At 74.5% G+C, this 17,386-nt stretch carries 10 protein-coding genes; 9 read left to right on the top strand and 1 reads right to left on the bottom strand.

The annotated features are described in order from the left end of the window. The first annotated feature begins 13 nt into the window (after window positions 1-13). The 6 genes from ACFUO4_RS12510 to ACFUO4_RS12485 all read left to right on the top strand — a co-directional run bounded on the left by ACFUO4_RS12510 (window position 14) and on the right by ACFUO4_RS12485 (window position 9,501). The gene (locus ACFUO4_RS12510; protein ID WP_079308488.1) at window positions 14-1,081 is read left to right on the top strand and encodes a glutamate ABC transporter substrate-binding protein; all 1,068 of its coding nucleotides are present in this window, start codon (window positions 14-16) and stop codon (window positions 1,079-1,081) included. A gap of 73 nt (window positions 1,082-1,154) precedes the next feature. After that, window positions 1,155-2,495 (top strand): hypothetical protein, encoded by a 1,341-nt coding sequence (locus ACFUO4_RS12505; RefSeq protein ID WP_383483213.1) that lies wholly within the window; start codon window positions 1,155-1,157, stop codon window positions 2,493-2,495. Continuing rightward, window positions 2,492-5,059 (top strand): tetratricopeptide repeat protein, encoded by a 2,568-nt coding sequence (locus tag ACFUO4_RS12500; protein WP_383483210.1) that lies wholly within the window; start codon window positions 2,492-2,494, stop codon window positions 5,057-5,059. Before ACFUO4_RS12505 ends, ACFUO4_RS12500 begins: the two co-directional genes overlap by 4 nt. Then, the gene (locus tag ACFUO4_RS12495) at window positions 5,060-6,391 is read left to right on the top strand and encodes a PP2C family serine/threonine-protein phosphatase (RefSeq protein WP_383483207.1); all 1,332 of its coding nucleotides are present in this window, start codon (window positions 5,060-5,062) and stop codon (window positions 6,389-6,391) included. 102 nt (window positions 6,392-6,493) lie between these two features. Continuing rightward, window positions 6,494-7,840: a VWA domain-containing protein gene (locus ACFUO4_RS12490; RefSeq protein ID WP_383483204.1), complete on the top strand. Its 1,347-nt coding sequence runs from the start codon at window positions 6,494-6,496 to the stop codon at window positions 7,838-7,840. A 59-nt stretch (window positions 7,841-7,899) separates the two neighbouring features. Beyond that, complete coding sequence (locus ACFUO4_RS12485) at window positions 7,900-9,501, top strand: FHA domain-containing protein (protein WP_383483201.1); 1,602 nt, start codon at window positions 7,900-7,902, stop codon at window positions 9,499-9,501. 9 nt (window positions 9,502-9,510) lie between these two features. Here the strand turns inward: ACFUO4_RS12485 and ACFUO4_RS12480 are convergent, their stop codons facing one another. Next, complete coding sequence (locus ACFUO4_RS12480; protein WP_383483198.1) at window positions 9,511-10,500, bottom strand: methyltransferase domain-containing protein; 990 nt, start codon at window positions 10,498-10,500, stop codon at window positions 9,511-9,513. A 68-nt stretch (window positions 10,501-10,568) separates the two neighbouring features. On the opposite strand from ACFUO4_RS12480, the gene ACFUO4_RS12475 reads away from it, so the two are divergent. The 3 genes from ACFUO4_RS12475 to ACFUO4_RS12465 all read left to right on the top strand — a co-directional run bounded on the left by ACFUO4_RS12475 (window position 10,569) and on the right by ACFUO4_RS12465 (window position 17,308). Then, entirely contained in the window at window positions 10,569-10,973 is a 405-nt protein-coding gene (locus ACFUO4_RS12475) for a globin (RefSeq protein WP_079308447.1), read from the top strand. A 197-nt stretch (window positions 10,974-11,170) separates the two neighbouring features. Continuing rightward, window positions 11,171-14,392: an FtsX-like permease family protein gene (locus ACFUO4_RS12470; protein ID WP_383483194.1), complete on the top strand. Its 3,222-nt coding sequence runs from the start codon at window positions 11,171-11,173 to the stop codon at window positions 14,390-14,392. A 207-nt stretch (window positions 14,393-14,599) separates the two neighbouring features. Next, window positions 14,600-17,308, top strand: a complete 2,709-nt coding sequence (locus ACFUO4_RS12465; RefSeq protein WP_383483191.1) for an FtsX-like permease family protein — start codon at window positions 14,600-14,602, stop codon at window positions 17,306-17,308. The last annotated feature ends 78 nt before the right edge of the window (window positions 17,309-17,386 follow it).

The raw sequence follows: 17,386 nt of genomic DNA, 5'->3' as shown, positions 1-17,386 counted from the left end.
AGGGGGCGTGACGATGAACGTACGACGTCTGCGGGCCGGTCTGAAGGGCTGGGGCGGTGTGGCCGCGATGGCGGTGGTCTGCGCCCTCGCGCTCGCGTTCGTGCTGCTGCTGCCGCTGACGCAGTCGAAGGGCGCCGACGGCACCGGCACCGGCGGCACCGGTGTGGCCCACGGCAGCCAGGCGCGGGCCGAGGACGACCCCTGCCAGGATCCGCAGATCGCGAAGGCGCCGGAGAAGCAGACGCTGTCCCCGTCGGGCGCGGACGGCGACACCATCAAGAAGATCAAGGCCCGGGTGGGCGACAAGCGCAAGCTGATCGTCGGCGTGGACCAGAACAGCTACCGCTGGGGCTACCGCAACCCGAACGCCGGCACCAGCGGTGAGCTGGAGGGCTTCGACATCGACCTGGTGCACCGGATCGCCGCGGAGATCCTCGGCGACCCGAACGCGGTGCTGTTCAAGGCGATCCCCACCAACCAGCGCATCCCGGCGCTCCAGGAGGGCCGGGTCGACATGGTGGTGCGCACGATGACCATCAACTGCAAGCGCCTGGGCCAGGTCGCGTTCTCCGCCCCGTACTTCAAGACCGGCCAGCAGGTCCTCGCCCCCAAGTCCTCGACGGTCAAGGGGTACGACGGCACGCTCGCCGGCAAGAGGATCTGCACGGCGGAGGGTTCGACGGCGAACACCACGCTCACGGACGACCAGAAGGCGGGCAGGCTCCCGGCGACGGCGAAGATCGTCGAGCCGGTCCCCAACCAGCTCGACTGCCTCGTCCGCCTCCAACTCGGCGAGGTGGACGCCGTGGTGACGGACGGCGCCCTCGCCGCGAGCCAGGCGGCCCAGGACCCGACGGTCCAGCTGAAGGGCGAGCCGTTCACGACCGAGTACTACGGCGTGGCGATGAACCTGAAGGCCGACGATCTGGTACGCCGGGTCAACCAGATCCTGGCGGACTACCGCAAGGACACCGCGAACGGCTGGCAGGCGTCGTACGACAAGTGGCTGTCGGCGACACTGGACAAGGACTCCGCGAAGTCGAAGCCGCCGACACCGGCGGAGTACCTCCGCACGAGCTGAACGGACCCGCACAGGCACCCCGAACAGCAAGCACTGCACCCCCGACAACCAGACCAGCAGCGAGAGGTGATCGATGGGCGTCACGGGACCCCCCGGGCCGGTGATGGACCGGGACGAGGTGGACCGTGCGCTGGCGCGGCTCGGCGCGGAGTACGAGGCGATCGAGACCTCGCTCCTCGCCCTGCAGGACCACTCCGGCCGCAGGCTCCTGGAGGGCGCCGAGCTCACGGGTGTCACCAAGGAGTGCTGGGCGTCCGCGGAGGCGTCGATCACGCTGCTGTGGGCGTACTTCGACGCGTACACGGACGCGTTGCGCAGCGCCCGGGAGATCAGGTCGCGGCGCCGCTGGTCCAGCCGTGAGGACCTGGTGGAGCTGACGGAGCTGCTGCGCGGCGAGTCGGTGACGGTCGCGGGCAGCGCCACGGCCACGGCGACGGCCAACGCACCGACCCTGCACGGCGGTTCGGGCAAGCTCAGCGAGCGGTTCAGCCTCGCCGCGCTGGTCGACCGGATGAACGAGCTGTACGCGGCCTCGCTCGACATGGTCGTCGCCGCCGACGCGGTGTGGTCGGCGCTGCCCGCGCGGATAGATTTACTGGCCGCCGAACTCCAGCGCACCCGCAAGCTCGCGCACTCGGTGGGCGTGCGTCCGGGCGAGCACCCGGCGGGCGACGACCTGGAGCGCATCACGCGCACGCTGACGCACCTGCGCGAGCAGGTGGTCTCCGACCCGCTCGCCTACTGGAACCCCACCCCGGGCAGTTCGGCCCCGGGCGGCGGCCGTCCGGACACGACGGTGTACGACCGTGAGGCACGCGCCCTGGAGGACGTGCGCCGCGAGATCGACGCGGTGCTGACGGTGCGCCAGGACGCGGAGCAGCGGCTGATCAGGCTCCGTGACGTGCTCTCCCGCGCGGACCGCACGCTCGCCGAGGCCCGTACCGCGCGCGGCGAGGTGCTGGCGAAGATCGCGGCCACGGAGGTGCCGGTCGTCAGCGGTCCGCCGACCGTGCTGCAGGAGCAGCTGGCGACGGCCGCCGAGTACCGCAGACACGCCCAGTGGCACCGCCTGTCCCCGCTCCTGGAGTCGCTGGAGCAGAAGGCGGAGGACGAACTGCTGCGCGCCCGCGAGTCGTTGACCGCGGTCACCCAGCCACTGGCGGTCCGCGCGGAGCTGCGCGGCCGCCTCGACGCGTACAAGGCGAAGGTCGCCCGGCACGGCCTCGCCGAGGACCCGTTCCTGATCGAGCGCTACGACGCGGCGCGCCGCATGCTGTGGAGCGCGCCCTGCGATCTGCGCGTCGCCGAACAGGCCGTGCTGCGCTACCAGCACGCGGCCGCCGAACTGCTGCGCGCCCCGCGGGTGCCGGAGCAGAGCGGGCCAGAGGACCGTAGGGGGGAGGACCGGGCATGAGCCAGGCGGCACAGCAGACCTGTCAGCGGCCGGACTGCGACGGGACGTACGAGGATGTCGGCGGCGGTGAGCTGTACTGCGACACCTGCGGACTCGCTCCCGTGGTGTCGGCGAGCGGGATGGTGGGTTCCCCGCCGACCGGGATCACCGGCGGCGGCAAGGGCTCGCGCGGTTCCGGCAGCGGCAGTGCGCGCTCCGGCAGCAGCCGCAGCACCTCGCGCAGCACGTCCCAGTCGTCGAAGTCCCGGCGCTCGGTGTCGGGCCGCCTCTCCCGCTCCCTGTCGGGCCGTACGACGGGCCGCTCGGTGTCGGTGCGCAGTTCGGGTTCCAGCACCGGGTCGAGCACCCGCGGCCGGCTCGGCGCCGGCCTGGTGCAGGTGCCGGACGTGCCGCGTCCCGACCCGCGCGCGATGGTGCTGGAGAACCCCGAGGTCCCCGAGCGCAAGCGGTTCTGCTCCCGCTCGGACTGCGGGGCACCGGTGGGCCGTTCGCGCGGCGACCGCCCGGGGCGGACGGAGGGCTTCTGCACCAAGTGCGGCAACCCCTACTCGTTCGTTCCGAAGCTGACGTCGGGCGACATCGTGCACGGCCAGTACGAGGTCGTGGGCTGCCTCGCGCACGGCGGCCTCGGCTGGGTCTACCTCGCCGTCGACCGCGCGGTCTCCGACCGCTGGGTGGTCCTCAAGGGCCTCCTCGACACCGGCGACCAGGACGCGATGGCGGCGGCGATCTCCGAGCGGCGCTTCCTCGCGGAGATCGAGCACGCCAACATCGTGCGGATCTACAACTTCGTCGAGCACCTCGACCAGCGCACCGGCTCGCTGGACGGCTACATCGTCATGGAGTACGTCGGCGGCAAGTCCCTCAAGGAGATCGCCAACGACCGCCGCACCCCGGCCGGCAAGCGCGACCCGCTCCCGGTGGAACAGGCCTGCGCGTACGGCATCGAGGCCCTGGAGGCGCTCGGCCACCTCCACAGCCGCAACCTGCTGTACTGCGACTTCAAGGTCGACAACGCCATCCAGACCGAGGACCAGCTCAAGCTCATCGACATGGGCGCGGTCCGCAGGATGGACGACGACGAGTCGGCCATCTACGGCACGGTCGGCTACCAGGCGCCGGAGGTCGCCGAGGTCGGCCCGTCGGTGGCGTCCGACCTCTACACGGTCGCCCGCACGCTCGCCGTCCTCACCTTCGACTTCCAGGGCTACACAAACGTCTTCGTGGACTCCCTGCCCGACCCGGACAACATCGAGGTCTTCCGCCAGTACGAGTCCTTCTACCGCCTCCTGGTCCGCGCCACCGACCCCGACCCGGCCCGCCGCTTCGCCTCCGCGCAGGAGATGGCGGAGCAGCTGACGGGCGTGCTGCGGGAGGTCGTGTCGCTCCAGACGGGCCGGGCGCGGCCCGCGCTGTCGACGCTGTTCGGGCCCGAACTGCGGGTGCCGGACACGGAGTTGTTCCCGAAGCTGGACGGGGAGGTCTCGCGGCTGGGGGCTCGGGTGGCCGTTCCGCGCCGGTCCGCCCGGGTCGCTCTGCCCGCGGCCCCCGTGACCGCGGTCGGCGCGGCCGTCCCGCTGCCCGCGGGCGCCATGGCCGTCCCGGTGCCCGGGGGTGCCGCGGCGCTGGTCAAGCCCGTCGCGACGCCCGCCGCCGCGCTGGCCCTCCCCGTGCCGCGGGTCGACCCCGCCGACCCCAACGCCGGCTTCCTCGCCGGGCTCATGGCGACCGCCGCCGCGGAGCTGCTGGGCGCGCTCGCCGCCGCGCCCGCGCCGTCCGTCGAGACGCGGCTGCGGCAGATCCGGGCGTGGCTGGAGAACGGCGACGCGCACACCGCGCTGGAGGCGTTGACGCGCGTGGAGGACGAGCGGCCCGACGACTGGCGGGTGGTCTGGTACCGCGGGATCGCCGCCCTCGTCACCGGCGATCACGAAGCCGCCGCGCTCGCCTTCGACGCCATCTACGACGCCTTCCCGGGCGAGCCCGCGCCGAAGCTGGCGCTCGGCCTGTGCGCGGAGGTGCTGGGCCAGCTCGACAACGCCGCCGAGTACTACCGCCTGGTCTGGGCGACCGACCCCAGCTACGTCAGCGCCGCCTTCGGGCTCGCGCGGGTCCAGCTCGCCGCCGGCGACCGCGCCAGTGCCGTACGGACCCTGGAGTCGGTTCCGGAGTCGTCCATCCACTACACCGCGGCCCGGGTGGCCGCCGTACGGGCGCGGCTGCGTCAACGCACGGCCGCCGCCGGTGACGTACCGTTCCTCGACGACCTGACCGCCGCCGCCGGGCAGGTCGAGGCGCTGGACGCGTACGGACTGGATCCGGCGCGCCGGGAGCAGTTGTCGGCCGAAGTCCTCGGCTGCGCGCTGGACTGGGTACTCTCCGGTGGCCAGGGCGCCGACCCGGCCGCCCGCCGGGTGCTGCTCGGCAGCGAGCTGGACGAGCGGGGACTCCGCTTCGGACTGGAGCGTTCGTACCGCACGCTGGCCCGGCTCGCGCGGGGCGGCGAGGAGAGGATCGACCTGGTGGAACGTGCCAACCGTTACCGCCCCCGGACGTGGGTGTAGTTGATGTCGCAGATGCCCCAGCAGGCCGCCCTGACGAACTGCCCGAGCTGCGCGGAGCCGCTCGAGTCGGGTGACCGCTTCTGCGGTGCGTGCGGATACGACCTGTCCGCCGTACCGGCACCTCCCGGCGACCACCCGACGCTCGCCGTGAACGGCTCGGCGCCGGTGTCGCCGCCCGAGGGCGACCCCTGGCCGGTCACCCACGACCCCGCGGCCACCACCCCAGGGATCGCCCACGACCCCGCGGCCACCGCCCCCGGCGACCACGGCCTGACCCCGCCGCCCCCGCCGCCGAGCGGCTCGCCCGTCTCGCCGGCCTCCGGGGTGCGCTTCGACCGGCCCCCGGAGCCCGACGAGTACCCGCTCCAGGCGCCGGACCCGCGGGTGGCCGCCGAGACGCCGACCCCGGCGGAGGGCGTCAAGGTGTGCGTGGCCTGCCGCGCGGGCCGCGTCGACCATGACGGCTACTGCGAGAACTGCGGGCACGCCCAGCCGCGCGAGCGCGACCACATGGAGCAGGAGTGCGGCCCGATGGCGGCCGTCAGCGACCGCGGTCTGCGCCACCACCGCAACGAGGACGCGTTCGCGGTCGGCACCGCCGCCCTGCCCGACGGCTCGCCCGCCTCCGTGGCGATCGTCTGCGACGGCGTCTCCTCGGCGACCCGCCCCGACGACGCCTCCCTCGCCGCGTCCCGGGCGGCGAGCGAGTCGCTGCTGGCCGCCCTGCCGCGCGGCACCCACCCGCAGCAGGCGATGCATGAAGCGATCGTCGCCGCCTCCCGCGCGGTCAACGCCCTGGCCGCCGAGCCGCAGACGGCCCGCGAGCACGCCCCGCACCAGAACGCCCCGGCGTGCACCATCGTCGGCGCCGTGGTGACGTCCGGGCTGCTGGTCGTCGGCTGGGTCGGCGACAGCCGCGCCTACTGGGTGCCGGTGGACCGCAGCGCGCTGCCGGCCCGCCTCACCGAGGACGACTCGTGGGCCGCGCAGATGGTCGCGGCGGGCCTGATGAACGAGGCGGAGGCGTACGCCGACGAGCGCGCCCACGCGATCACCGGCTGGCTCGGCGCGGACGCCTACGAACTGGAGCCGCACACCGCTTCCTTCAAGCCGGACCGGCCGGGTGTAGTGGTGGTGTGCACCGACGGACTGTGGAACTACGCGGAGGCCGCTCAGGAGATGGCCGAGGCCGTGCCGCTGGATGCCGCCGTCCGCCCCCTGCACGGCGCCCAGGTCCTGGTCGGTCACGCGCTGGACGGCGGCGGCCACGACAACGTAACAGTGGCCCTCGTGCCGTTCCCCGCCCCGTCTCAGGGGGCAGGATCGGCCTGAGGCCGATTCGTACGGGGATGCCTCGCCGGACCGGAGGGGACCGGTCCGCACACAGTCGTATGCCCTGCAACCGTGGGGTTCTCAAGGGGGATTCGATCAGGCATGGCCAATTTCTCGAAGTCCAACGTGCCGCAGTTCTCGGTGGACGTGTACCAGAACGAGTACCTGCCGGAGGGCGGCCGCGAGGTCAACGCGATCGTCACGGTCTCCGCGACCGGCGGCGGCACCATCGGCAGCGCGGTCACGGCGCCCCATCTCTATCCGCAGGGCCAGGGTCCGGACGCGGCTGTGGCGATCATGGTCGACTGCTCGGGGTCGATGGACTACCCGCCGACCAAGATGCGCAACGCGCGTGACGCCACGGCCGCGGCCGTCGACACCCTGCGCGACGGGGTGCACTTCGCGGTGATCGGCGGCACGCACGTGGCCAAGGAGGTGTATCCGGGCGGCGGGCGGCTCGCGGTCGCCGACGCCACCACCCGCGACCAGGCCAAGCAGGCGCTGCGCAAGCTCAGCGCGGGCGGCGGCACCGCCATCGGCACCTGGCTGCGACTCGCCGACCGGCTGCTGTCCTCGGCGGACGTCACCATCCGGCACGGCATCCTGCTCACCGACGGCCGCAACGAACACGAGTCACCCGAGGACCTCAAGGCGGCCCTCGACTCCTGTGCCGGGCGCTTCACCTGTGACGCACGGGGCGTGGGCACCGACTGGGAAGTGAGTGAAGTCACAGGTATCGCCTCGGCGCTGCTCGGCACCGCCGACATCGTCGCCGACCCGGCCGGACTGGCCGCCGACTTCACGCAGATGATGGAGACGGCGATGGGCAAGGAGGTCGCGGACGTCTCGCTGCGGGTGTGGACGCCGGTCGGCACCACCATCAAGTTCGTCAAGCAGGTCGCGCCCACCGTCGAGGAGTTGACCGACCGGCGCACCGAGGCCGGCCCGCGTGCCGGGGACTACCCCACCGGCTCCTGGGGGGACGAGTCCCGTGACTACCACGTCTGCGTGGAGGTCCCGGTCGCGAACATCGGCCAGGAGATGCTGGCCGCCCGCGTCTCCCTCGTGATCCCCCAACCCGACGGCACCGCGCAGAACTTGGGCGCCCAGGGGCTGGTACGGGCGGTGTGGACCGACGACATGGTCGCCTCGACGTCGATCAACCCCCAGGTCGCGCACTACACCGGCCAGGCCGAACTGGCGCAAGCCATCCAACAAGGTCTCGATCTTCGCAAAGCGGGAGATATGGATGGAGCAACGGCCAAACTGGGCCGGGCCGTTCAGCTCGCAAGCGCTTCCGGCAACGCCGATACTGCGAAACTGCTTGCGAAGGTGGTGGACGTGGTCGATGCCGCGACAGGTACTGTGCGGTTGAAGGCGAAGGTCGAGGAGGCCGACGAGATGACTCTCGAGACCCGGTCCACAAAGACTGTTCGTGTAAAGAAGTAAAGAACAAGCAGACAGAAGCGACCGAGAAGTCTCCTTACGTGAGAGGGGGAAGCGCCGACATGCCGACCTGCCCGAACGGACACCAGTCGGGTTCCGACGACTGGTGCGAGGTCTGCGGTCACCGCATGGCCGGTGCCGTGCCTCCGCCCCCTCCCCCGCCGCCCCCCGGCGGCGGCTACGGCTTCCCGCCGCCCCCGCCGGGCGCCGGCGGCCAGCCCGGACGCTCCCATCTGTCCGCCGTACCGGACCCCGAGCCGGAGCTCTGCCCGCAGTGCCGCACGCCCCGTGAGGGCGGCGCGCCGTTCTGCGAGGAGTGCCGGTGGAACTTCCTGACGAACACGGCGACCTCGTACACCCCGGCCGCCCCGCGCCCGCCGGCCCCCGGCCCGGGCGTCCGCTTCCAGGGCCCGCCGCCGGGTGCGTCGTACGGCGGCGGTGACTCCTACGAGTACCAGGGCTCCCGCCCGTCGCAGATGAACCGCCCCGCCGAGCCGATCCCGCCGTTCGGCAGCGAGCGCCAGGGCCAGGACGGACCGGGCGGACCGGGCGGACCGAACGGTCCCGGCGGCTTCGGTGCGCAGGGCGGACCTGGCGGCCCCGGCGGTGGCGGTCCGGGTGGCCCCGGCGCGTTCGGCGGTCCCGGCGGTCCGGACGGCCCTGGTGGCTTCGGCAGCCCCAATGGACCCGGTGGACCCGGTGGTCCCGGTGGACCCAACCGTCCCGGCGGTTACGGCACGCAGGGCGGCCCGGGTGGCCCCGGCGGGCCGAACGGACCCGGTGGCTTCGGAACCCAGGGCGGTCCCGGTGGCCCCGGCGGGCCGAACGGACCCGGCGGCTTCGGCGGTCCCGGTGGCCAGGGCGGTCCCGGTGGCTACGGCTACCCGCAGCCCGGCTCCACGCAGGCCCCGCCCGGCCCCGGCGGCGGTCCCTCCCCCTTCGGCAACGACCCTTCCCGTCCGGTCCCGCCCCCACCCGGTCCCACGCCGCCCGCGGGACCGGGTGGTCCCGGCGCCCCGTCGGCGTTCTCGCCGTCCGGCCCGCCCGCCCCGCCCGCCTTTCCGCAGGAGACCAACCGGCAGCAGCCCGGCGGCCCGTCCTTCGGCGGCGGCGAGGACGACTGGGTGATTTCCCCGCCGTCCTCCTCCGCCCCCGGCGGGCCCGGTGGCCAGGGCGGTCCCGGCGGCTACGGCTACCCGCAGCCCGGCTCCACGCAGGCCCCGCCCGGCCCCGGCTTCCAGCAGCGGCCCGCGGGACCGGCGACCTGGACGGCGACCATCGGCCCGGACCGCGAGTACTTCATGGCGATGATGCAGCGTTCGGGGCCCGAGGCGGCGGGGCTCAACCTGCCCGCGTACTCGCCCGAGCAGCAGCGCACGCTCACCGGCAACCAGGTCACCATCGGCCGCCGCCGGCACTCCACCGGCGACACCCCGGACATCGACCTGTCGGTGCCGCCGGAGGACCCGGGCGTCTCGCACCAGCACGCGGTGCTGGTGCAGCAGCCCGACGGCTCCTGGGCGGTCGTCGACCAGAACTCGACGAACGGTACGACGGTCAACGGCGCGGAGGAGCCCATCCAGCCCTTCGTCCCGGTGCCGCTCCAGGACGGCGACCGGGTGCACGTGGGCGCCTGGACGACGATCACGGTCCGCCGCGGATAGGACGACACCTCAGGGCAGGCGGAGGGGCCACGCGTACGGCCCCTCCGGTTCGTCCAGCCACGCCCACTCGTTCCCGCCGCTCACCGTCAGGCCGTACCGCCGACGCGGCGGCCGCCCCTCCCGCTCCCAGAGCTGATACGCCTCCTGCGGCGTGAGGCTGCCCCGGGTGAGGTCCAGCAGGAAGCGGAACAGCTCGTCCTCCCGTGCCCGGCGCGGCACCCCGCCCAGCGAGGCGGGCTCCGGCTCCGGCCGCCCCTCGCCGCGCAGCGGCACGAAGTAGGCCGGCGTGTGCAGGAAGCGGCCCTCGGCGTACCCCGCGTCCCGGACGGTCAGCACGATCAGGCCGGTGGCCAGCGGGGCCAGGACGCGGGCGCCGGGGTTGCACTGGGCGAGCCAGGCCGGCGGGATCGAGGTCAGGGCGCAGGTCGCGATGATCCGGTCGAAGGGGGCGCGCTCGGGCACCCCGCGGGCGCCGTCGCCGGTGACGACGACCGGGTGATGTCCTGCGGCGGCCAGATGCTGCCGGGCCGCCTCGGTGATCTCCGGCTCCAGGTCGACGGTGGTGACGAGGTCGTCGTCGCCGAGCCGGTGGGCGAGCAGCGCCGCGTTGTATCCCGTACCGGCGCCGATCTCCAGGACCTGGTCGCCGTCCTCGACCTCCAGGGCCGCCAGCATCATCGCCATGAGGGACGGCTGGCTGCTGGAGGAGACCAGCTCGCCGTCGCGCAGCCGGGTGGCCAGCGGGGCGTCGGCGTAGGCGCCGCGCACCCAGCGTTCCCGGGCGCGGGCGTCGGGGCTCTCGCCCCAGCGGCGCTCGTAGCCGCCCACGACGCCCACGTAGTAGTACGGCACGAACAGATGCCGCGGTACGGCCGCGAAGGTCTCCCGCCACACCGGGTCGTCCGCCCAGGCCCCGCTCGCGTCGATCCGGTCCACGAGCTCGGCCCGCGCCTCGGCGGCCAGGTCTTCCAGGTCTTTGTGGAGAGCGTGCGCACCCATACCTCCACTGTCCTGCGGAAGGTCCTAAGCCCCAAGTCCTGGTTCCCTCCGTCTGAGACGATGGACGGGTGAACGAGATTCGGCGCGGCACGCTTCAGACGGAGACCTTCTACGAGCAGGTCGGCGGGGAGGAGACCTTCCGCCGCCTCGTCCGACGTTTCTACGAGGGTGTGGCCGACGACCCGCTCCTGAAGCCCATGTATCCCGAGGAGGACCTGGGCCCGGCCGAGGAGCGGCTGGCGCTGTTCCTCATCCAGTACTGGGGCGGTCCGACGACGTACAGCGAGAACCGCGGCCACCCCCGGCTGCGGATGCGGCACGCCCCGTTCCAGGTGGACCGGGCGGCGCACGACGCGTGGCTGAAGCACATGCGGGTGGCGGTGGACGAGCTCGGCCTGTCCGAGGAGCACGAGCACACGCTGTGGAACTACCTGACGTACGCGGCGGCCTCGATGGTGAACACCGAGGGCTGATCCCGGCGCCCGTGCACTGAGTCCCGGATTCCGGTCGTACGACGCCGAATTCCGATCACGATCCGGTCAAGTCCGGGGCACAACCGCTTACCCGCCCCCGCTTCCCTCTGACAGCATCGCCAGCATCGCCCGGAGGTCTGGACAACGCGACGGACCGTGGCGGGGGTTGACGGTCACGACGGGGGTCGGGTGACGGGGTGGCGTGGTACGGGGGGTTCGCGAGGTTCGTCCTTCAGCGGGCGCGGGCGCATCGTCCGCTGCTCGCCGCCGCGCTGCTGACCGTCCTGCTGACGACGGCGGTCCTGGCGACGCTCACCGCGTACTCGGGCGCGATCGGCGACGCCGCCCTGCGCCACTCGCTCGCGGACTCCCGCAACGCCGCGGACACCGCCCTGGTCGTCAAGGCGGACGTCCCGGCCGCGTCCCGTGCCGCCGCCGACACCGCCGTACGCGAAGGCGCCCGGAAGACCTTCGAGGGGCTGCCGGTCACCGTGCGGACGCTGCTGAAGTCGGGCCCGTACGCGCTGCCCCGCTCGCTCCAGCCGCCCGCCGAGCGGTCCGGGGACCCGGATCTCACCCACTTCGCGGCCCTGGACACCTCCCAGGTGCGGATCACGGACGGCCACGCGCCGGCCGCCGCCGGTGAGGTGGCGCTGCCGCGGAGCGCCGCCCGGCTGCTGAAGCTGAGGCCGGGCGCCCGCCTCACCCTCGTCGACCGCCTCGGCGGCCCGAAGGTGACGGTCGACGTCGTCGGCCTCTACCGCCCCGCCCGCGCGGACGCCCCGTACTGGCAGCTCCTGGACGATCTCCACGGCCGCGGCGTCAACAAGCTCGACTTCACCACGTACGGCCCGCTGCTCGCCGCCCCCGAGACCCTGACCGGCGGCAAGGTCAGCGCCGGGCCCTCGGCGTGGCTCGCGACCGCCGACTTCTCGACCCTGACGACCGGCCGGATCGGCGCCCTGCGCGACGCGGCCCGCGACGGCAGCGCTGCGCTGCGCGGCGCGGCCGCGCTCAGCGGCACCACGGCCGCGCACACCGATCTGCCGGCCGTCCTCGACGGCGTCGACCGCTCGCTGCTGGTCTCCCGCTCCACCCTGCTGATCGTCGCGCTCCAGCTCGCGCTCCTCGCGGGCTGTGCGCTGCTGCTGGTGGCCCGGCTGCTGAGCGCCGAACGCACGGGCGAGACCCGGCTGCTCAGGGCGCGCGGCGCCTCCCGGCCACGGGTCGCGGGGCTCGCCGCGCTGGAGGCGCTGCTGCTCGCGGTGCCCGCGGTGGCGTGCGCGCCGCTGCTGGCGGGGCCGCTGACCCGGCTGCTGGCCGGGCAGGGCGCGCTGTCCCGGATCGGCCTCGAGCTGGACGTGCCGGCGGCCGGGTCGTTCGGGGTGTGGCTGGTGGCGGCGGGTGTGGCGCTGGGCTGTGCGCTGGCGGTGACGCTGCCCGCGCTGACGTCGTCCTTCGCGACCGGCCGGGCCCGCGCGCTGCCCGGCGCGCTGCGCTCGGGCGCGGACGTGGGGCTGCTGGTGGTGGCCGGGGTGGCGTACTGGCAGCTGGGCCGCCAGACCACGGGCGCGGTGACCGACGACAGCTCCGGCACCCTGGGCGTCGACCCGCTGCTGGTCGCCGCCCCCGCCCTCGCGCTGCTCGCCGGTACGGTCCTCACCCTGCGGCTGCTGCCCCCGCTGGCCCGGCTCGCCGAACGCCGGGCCGCCGCCGGTCGGGGCCTCGCCGCGGCTCTCGCGGGCTGGCAGATCGGGCGGCGTCCGATGCGCGGCGCGGGTCCGGTGCTGCTGCTGGTGCTCGCCGTGGCGCTGGGCGTGCTGGCGATCGGGCAGGGCGCCTCCTTCGGCCGCTCGCAGGACGACCAGGCCGACTTCCGCGCGGGCGTGCCGGTGCGGGTGCTGGCCAACGGCGAGGACGACCTCGGCCGCACCGACGCCTACGCCGCCGTCCCCCACGTACGCGAGGCCGCGCCGGCGGTCCGTGGCGAACTGCCCCTGTCCGGCGGCCGTTCGGCGACCGTGCTGGCCCTGGACACCGCGCACGCCGCGGACTCCATGCTGCTGCGCCGGGATCTGTCCTCCGAGCCGGTACGGCCCCTGCTGACCGGGCTCGGCCCGAAGGGGGCGTCGGCGGGGGCGGCCGTCCCCGCGGGCAGCGCCCGCCTCCGCCTGACGGCGACCCTGCGCGGCTCGGCACCGGACACGAGCGCCGACGTGACGGTCACCCTGGAGGACCGCTACGGCACCCCGTACCGGCTGCCGGCCGGGTCCCTCGCGGCCGACGGCCGCCCCCACCCGCTGGAACTGGCGGTACCGCCGGGGAAGTTGCTGCTGACCGACGTCCAGCTGGTGCTGCCGGTGCCGCGCGGGCGGGCGGAGCAACAGCGTTTCTCACTGGACGCGTTGACCGCTGTGACGGCCCAAGGTGCTGAAAAGCGGGTCGGGTTGCCCACCGCCTGGACGGCCCGCACCCTCACCGACAACACCTCGGAGACCCCGGACCGCAGCAACACACCCGACCCGCCCCGCGTGAGCGGATCGGCCGTGGCGTACGGCACCGGTTACGTCCCGCGCGAGGACACCTGGACCCTGGCCTCGCTGACCGTCCGCCTCCAGGCCGAGCAGCCCGCGGCACCGCAGATCACCGCCGTCGCCACCGACCGCTTCCTCGACTCGGCGGGCGCCCGCACCGGGCAGCGCATGGACGTGACGTTCGGCGGCCGGTCGCTGCCGGTGCGGATCGTCGCCGCCGTCCGGGCGCTGCCCACGACGGGAAGCGAGACCGGCGGGGCGCTGCTGGTCGATCTGCGGTCCGTGAACCGGGTGCTGGAGGCCAAGTACGGCGAGAGTGTCACGCCGACGGAGTGGTGGCTGGAGACGGACCGGCCGCCCTCGGTCGCCGCGGCGCTGCGGGCCCGCCCGGACCTGGACCCCGCGCAGGTCGTCGTCCGCGACGAGATCGCCGAGGAGCTGCGCGACGACCCGTTCGGAGCGGGACCGGAGGCGGCGTTCACCGCGGCGGCCGGGGTGGCGGCGGCGCTGGCCGCGCTCGGCTTCGCGGTCAGCGCGGCGGGCTCGCTGCGGGAGCGGGACTCCGAGTTCGCGGTGCTGCGCGCCCTGGGCGCCCCACGCCGCCGGCTGGCCCGCACCATCGCCGTCGAGCAGGGCGTCCTGGTGACGCTGGCGCTGCTGGTGGGCGCCGCGCTGGGGACGGTCCTGGCCCGGGCGGTGATCCCGCTGACCCTCCTGACCTCCGACGCGACCCGCCCCGTACCGGAGGTGCTGGTGGAACTGCCGGTGGGACAGGTGGCCCTGCTGCTGACGGCGGTCGCGGTGACACCACTGACCGTCACCGCCGTCCTCGCACTGCGCCGGGCGAACCCACTGGTGTCCCTGCGGGAACAGGGGGGCGAGTGACATGGCGTCCGTGACGGTCGTGCGAGGGGGGCTGGGTGCGGTGACATCGGCTGGGGTGCTTGGGCGACGGGGGCCTGGTGCGGTGACGTCTGCTGGGACGGGCGCGCGAAGGAGAGCTGGTGCGATGACGTCAGCTGGGGTGGCTGGGCGACAGGGGCCTGGTGCGGTGATGTGCGCTGGGGCGGTCGGGCGACGGGGGGCGGTGCGGTGACGTCGACCGTGGCCCCTTGGGTCCGCACCCGGCTGCGCACCGCCCCCGGCACGGCCCTCGCCCTGGCCCTGCTGGTGGCGCTGACCGCCTGCCTCGCCGCCGCCCTGCCCCGAGCCCTGGACCGGTACGCCGACGAAGGCCTGCACCGGGCCGTCGAGCGGGCCGGCGCCGACCGCACCTCGATCCAGCTGTACGCCCAGCCCGAGTACGGCCTCCTGTCCGCCCAGGACCTGCGCCCCGCCACCCTGGCCGAGGAGTACGAGAAGATCCTGGCCACGGTCGAGAAGCCGCTCGTCGCCGACCGCCACCAGTCGACGTACGGCGTGCGCACCTCCACCAACATGGAGGTGCCCGACCCCTGGATCCCGCGGCCGACCGGAACACCCGCGCAGGTCGCCCTGGTCGCCCAGCAGGGCCTCGCCGACCACGTCCGCTCGGTCGAGGGCCGGCTGCCGCGCGGACCCGCCGCCGCGGCCGACGCGACGACACCGGAGGTGGAGGCCGCGGTCAGCGCCGCCACCGCCAAGTCCCTGCACATCAAGGTCGGTTCGGTCATCCACGTACCCGGCGAGTCGCGCGGGCCGCTGGCCGTCCGGGTCACCGGCATCGTCACCCCGCGCGCCCCGTCCGGCGCCTTCTGGTCCGGTCAACCGCTCCTCCGCAAGCCCGCCCTGATCCGGATGCCGGGTCCGAGCTCGGACGCCGACAAGTTCTGGCTCGGCGCCCTGCTGCTCGCCCCCGAGTCGGCGCCCGCGATGCTGGGCACCCCCGGAAACCCGTGGCGCTACTGGCAGTTGGCGCCCGCGATGGGCTCCCTGCACGCCTACGACGTGGAGCGCCTCAAGACCGCCGTCGCCTCCCTGGAGTCCGGCCCGGCCCTCCAGCAGGCCCGCTCGGTCACCGGCGGCCTCATGGACACGGACACCGATCTGAGCGAGGTCCTGACCGCCTACTCCCGGCTCCGCGAGGGCGTCTCCCCGCTGGTCGCGGTGGCCGCGGTCGGCGCCGGTACGGTCGCCGCGGTCGTCCTGCTCATGTCGGGGGGCCTCGCCGCCGACCGCCGCCGCAGCGAACTCGCGCTGCTGCGGGCCCGCGGCGCGTCCCTGCGCAGCCTCGCCGGACGCCTCCTCGCCGAGACGGCCACGGTCGCCGTCCCGGCCGGCGCCCTCGGTCTGACGGCGGCCGTACTGGCGATCCCCGAGGGCAGAGCGACGTACGCCGTCGCCGCGGCCGCCGCCGTCACGGCCGTGGCCTGCGCCGCGCTCCCGCTGCGCGCGGCGGTGGCGCACCGGGTCGTCCGGGTGCACACCGGCCGCGAGGACGTGGCGACGCTACGGCCGTCCCGGCGCCGTACGGTGGCGGAGCTGACGCTGCTGGTGCTGGCCGTGGCGGCGGTGGAGACCCTGCGCCGACGCGGCTCGTCCGGCGATGAACTGGCCTACGTGGCACCGGCGTTGACGGGCGTGATCGCGGCCCTGGCCCTGGTCCGCCTCTACCCGTTCCCGCTGCGCGGCCTGGCCCGCCCCGCCGGCCGCCTGCGCGGGGCGGTCGCCCACCTCTCCCTGGCCCGCGCGGGCCGTACCTCCGCCTCCGCGGTCCTGCCCCTGCTGGCCCTGCTGACCGCCCTGACCACGGCGGCCTTCGGCGGCTCGGTCCTGACGGGCGTGTCCGAGGCCCGCGACCAGGCGGCGCTGCTGGCGGTGGGCGCGGACGCCCGCGTCGACGCGGACGGACCGCTGCCGCCGGGCCTCGCGGACCGGCTCCGCCACGCGCCCGGCGTGACCGCCCTGACCGAGGCGAGCATCGCGTACCAGGCGAAGCCGACGGACGGCAGCGTGTCGGTACCGCTGGTCGGCGTGGACCCGGACGGATACGCGGAGTTGGCGGCGAGGACGGGCCTGGGCCCGTACCCGGAGGGCGAGTTGACCAGCACCCGAGGCAACGGACTCCTCCCCGCCCTGGCCTCCCCCTCCGTCGCGAAGGCCTACGGCACCCGCCCCTTCCCCGTTCTCCTGGAGGACGGCACGACGACGATCACCGTCCGCATCGCGCTCGTACGGGAGCGGACGCCGGCGGTGAACGGCTCGGAGTTCCTGGTGGTGGACAGGTCGGCCCTGAGCGGCGTTTCGGCGCGCCCGACCACGGTGCTGCTGACGGGAGCGGGGCTGTCCGGCGCGGACCTGCGCAGGACGACGGGCACCGCGGGCCACGTCCAGACCCGCTCCGAGGAACGGGCGCGGTACGTCAACTCCCCCCTCCAGTCGGGCGCCGAGGACATCTACACGGCAGCGGTGGCAGCCGGCGCCGGTTACGCCGTCCTGGCACTCCTCCTCTCCCTCCTCCGCGCGGCCCCGGAACGCACGGCCCTCCTCGCCCGCCTCCGCACGATGGGCCTCACCCGCTCCCAGGCCCGCCGCCTCCTGATCCTGGAGTCCCTGCCCCAGGCACTCCTGGCAGCAGCGGGCGGCATCCTGACAGGCTGGGCAACGATCCACCTCCTGTCCCCGGGCATCGACCTCACCACCATCGCCCTGTCGACCTCCCCGGCCACCCCGGGAGCAGCGGAACTCCGCACGTCCCCCACGTCCCTGGCCCTCCCGGCGGCCCTGGTGGTGCTGGTGACGGTGGGAGTGGCGGGGGTACAGGCGTGGTGGTCGGGGAGACGGGGGTCGGTGACGGAGTTGCGAGCGGGTGACGCCCGATGACTGCTGACGTACGGTCCGGCAACGCCCTCAAGGGGCGCGGGGAACTGCGCGACCAGCCCCGACGGCGCCGCAGCCGGA

The organism is Streptomyces sp. NPDC057280 (assembly GCF_042668605.1).
Taxonomy (GTDB): domain Bacteria; phylum Actinomycetota; class Actinomycetes; order Streptomycetales; family Streptomycetaceae; genus Streptomyces.
The sequence above is the reverse complement of the archived record's forward strand: the minus strand, read 5'-3'. Positions and strand labels throughout refer to the sequence as shown.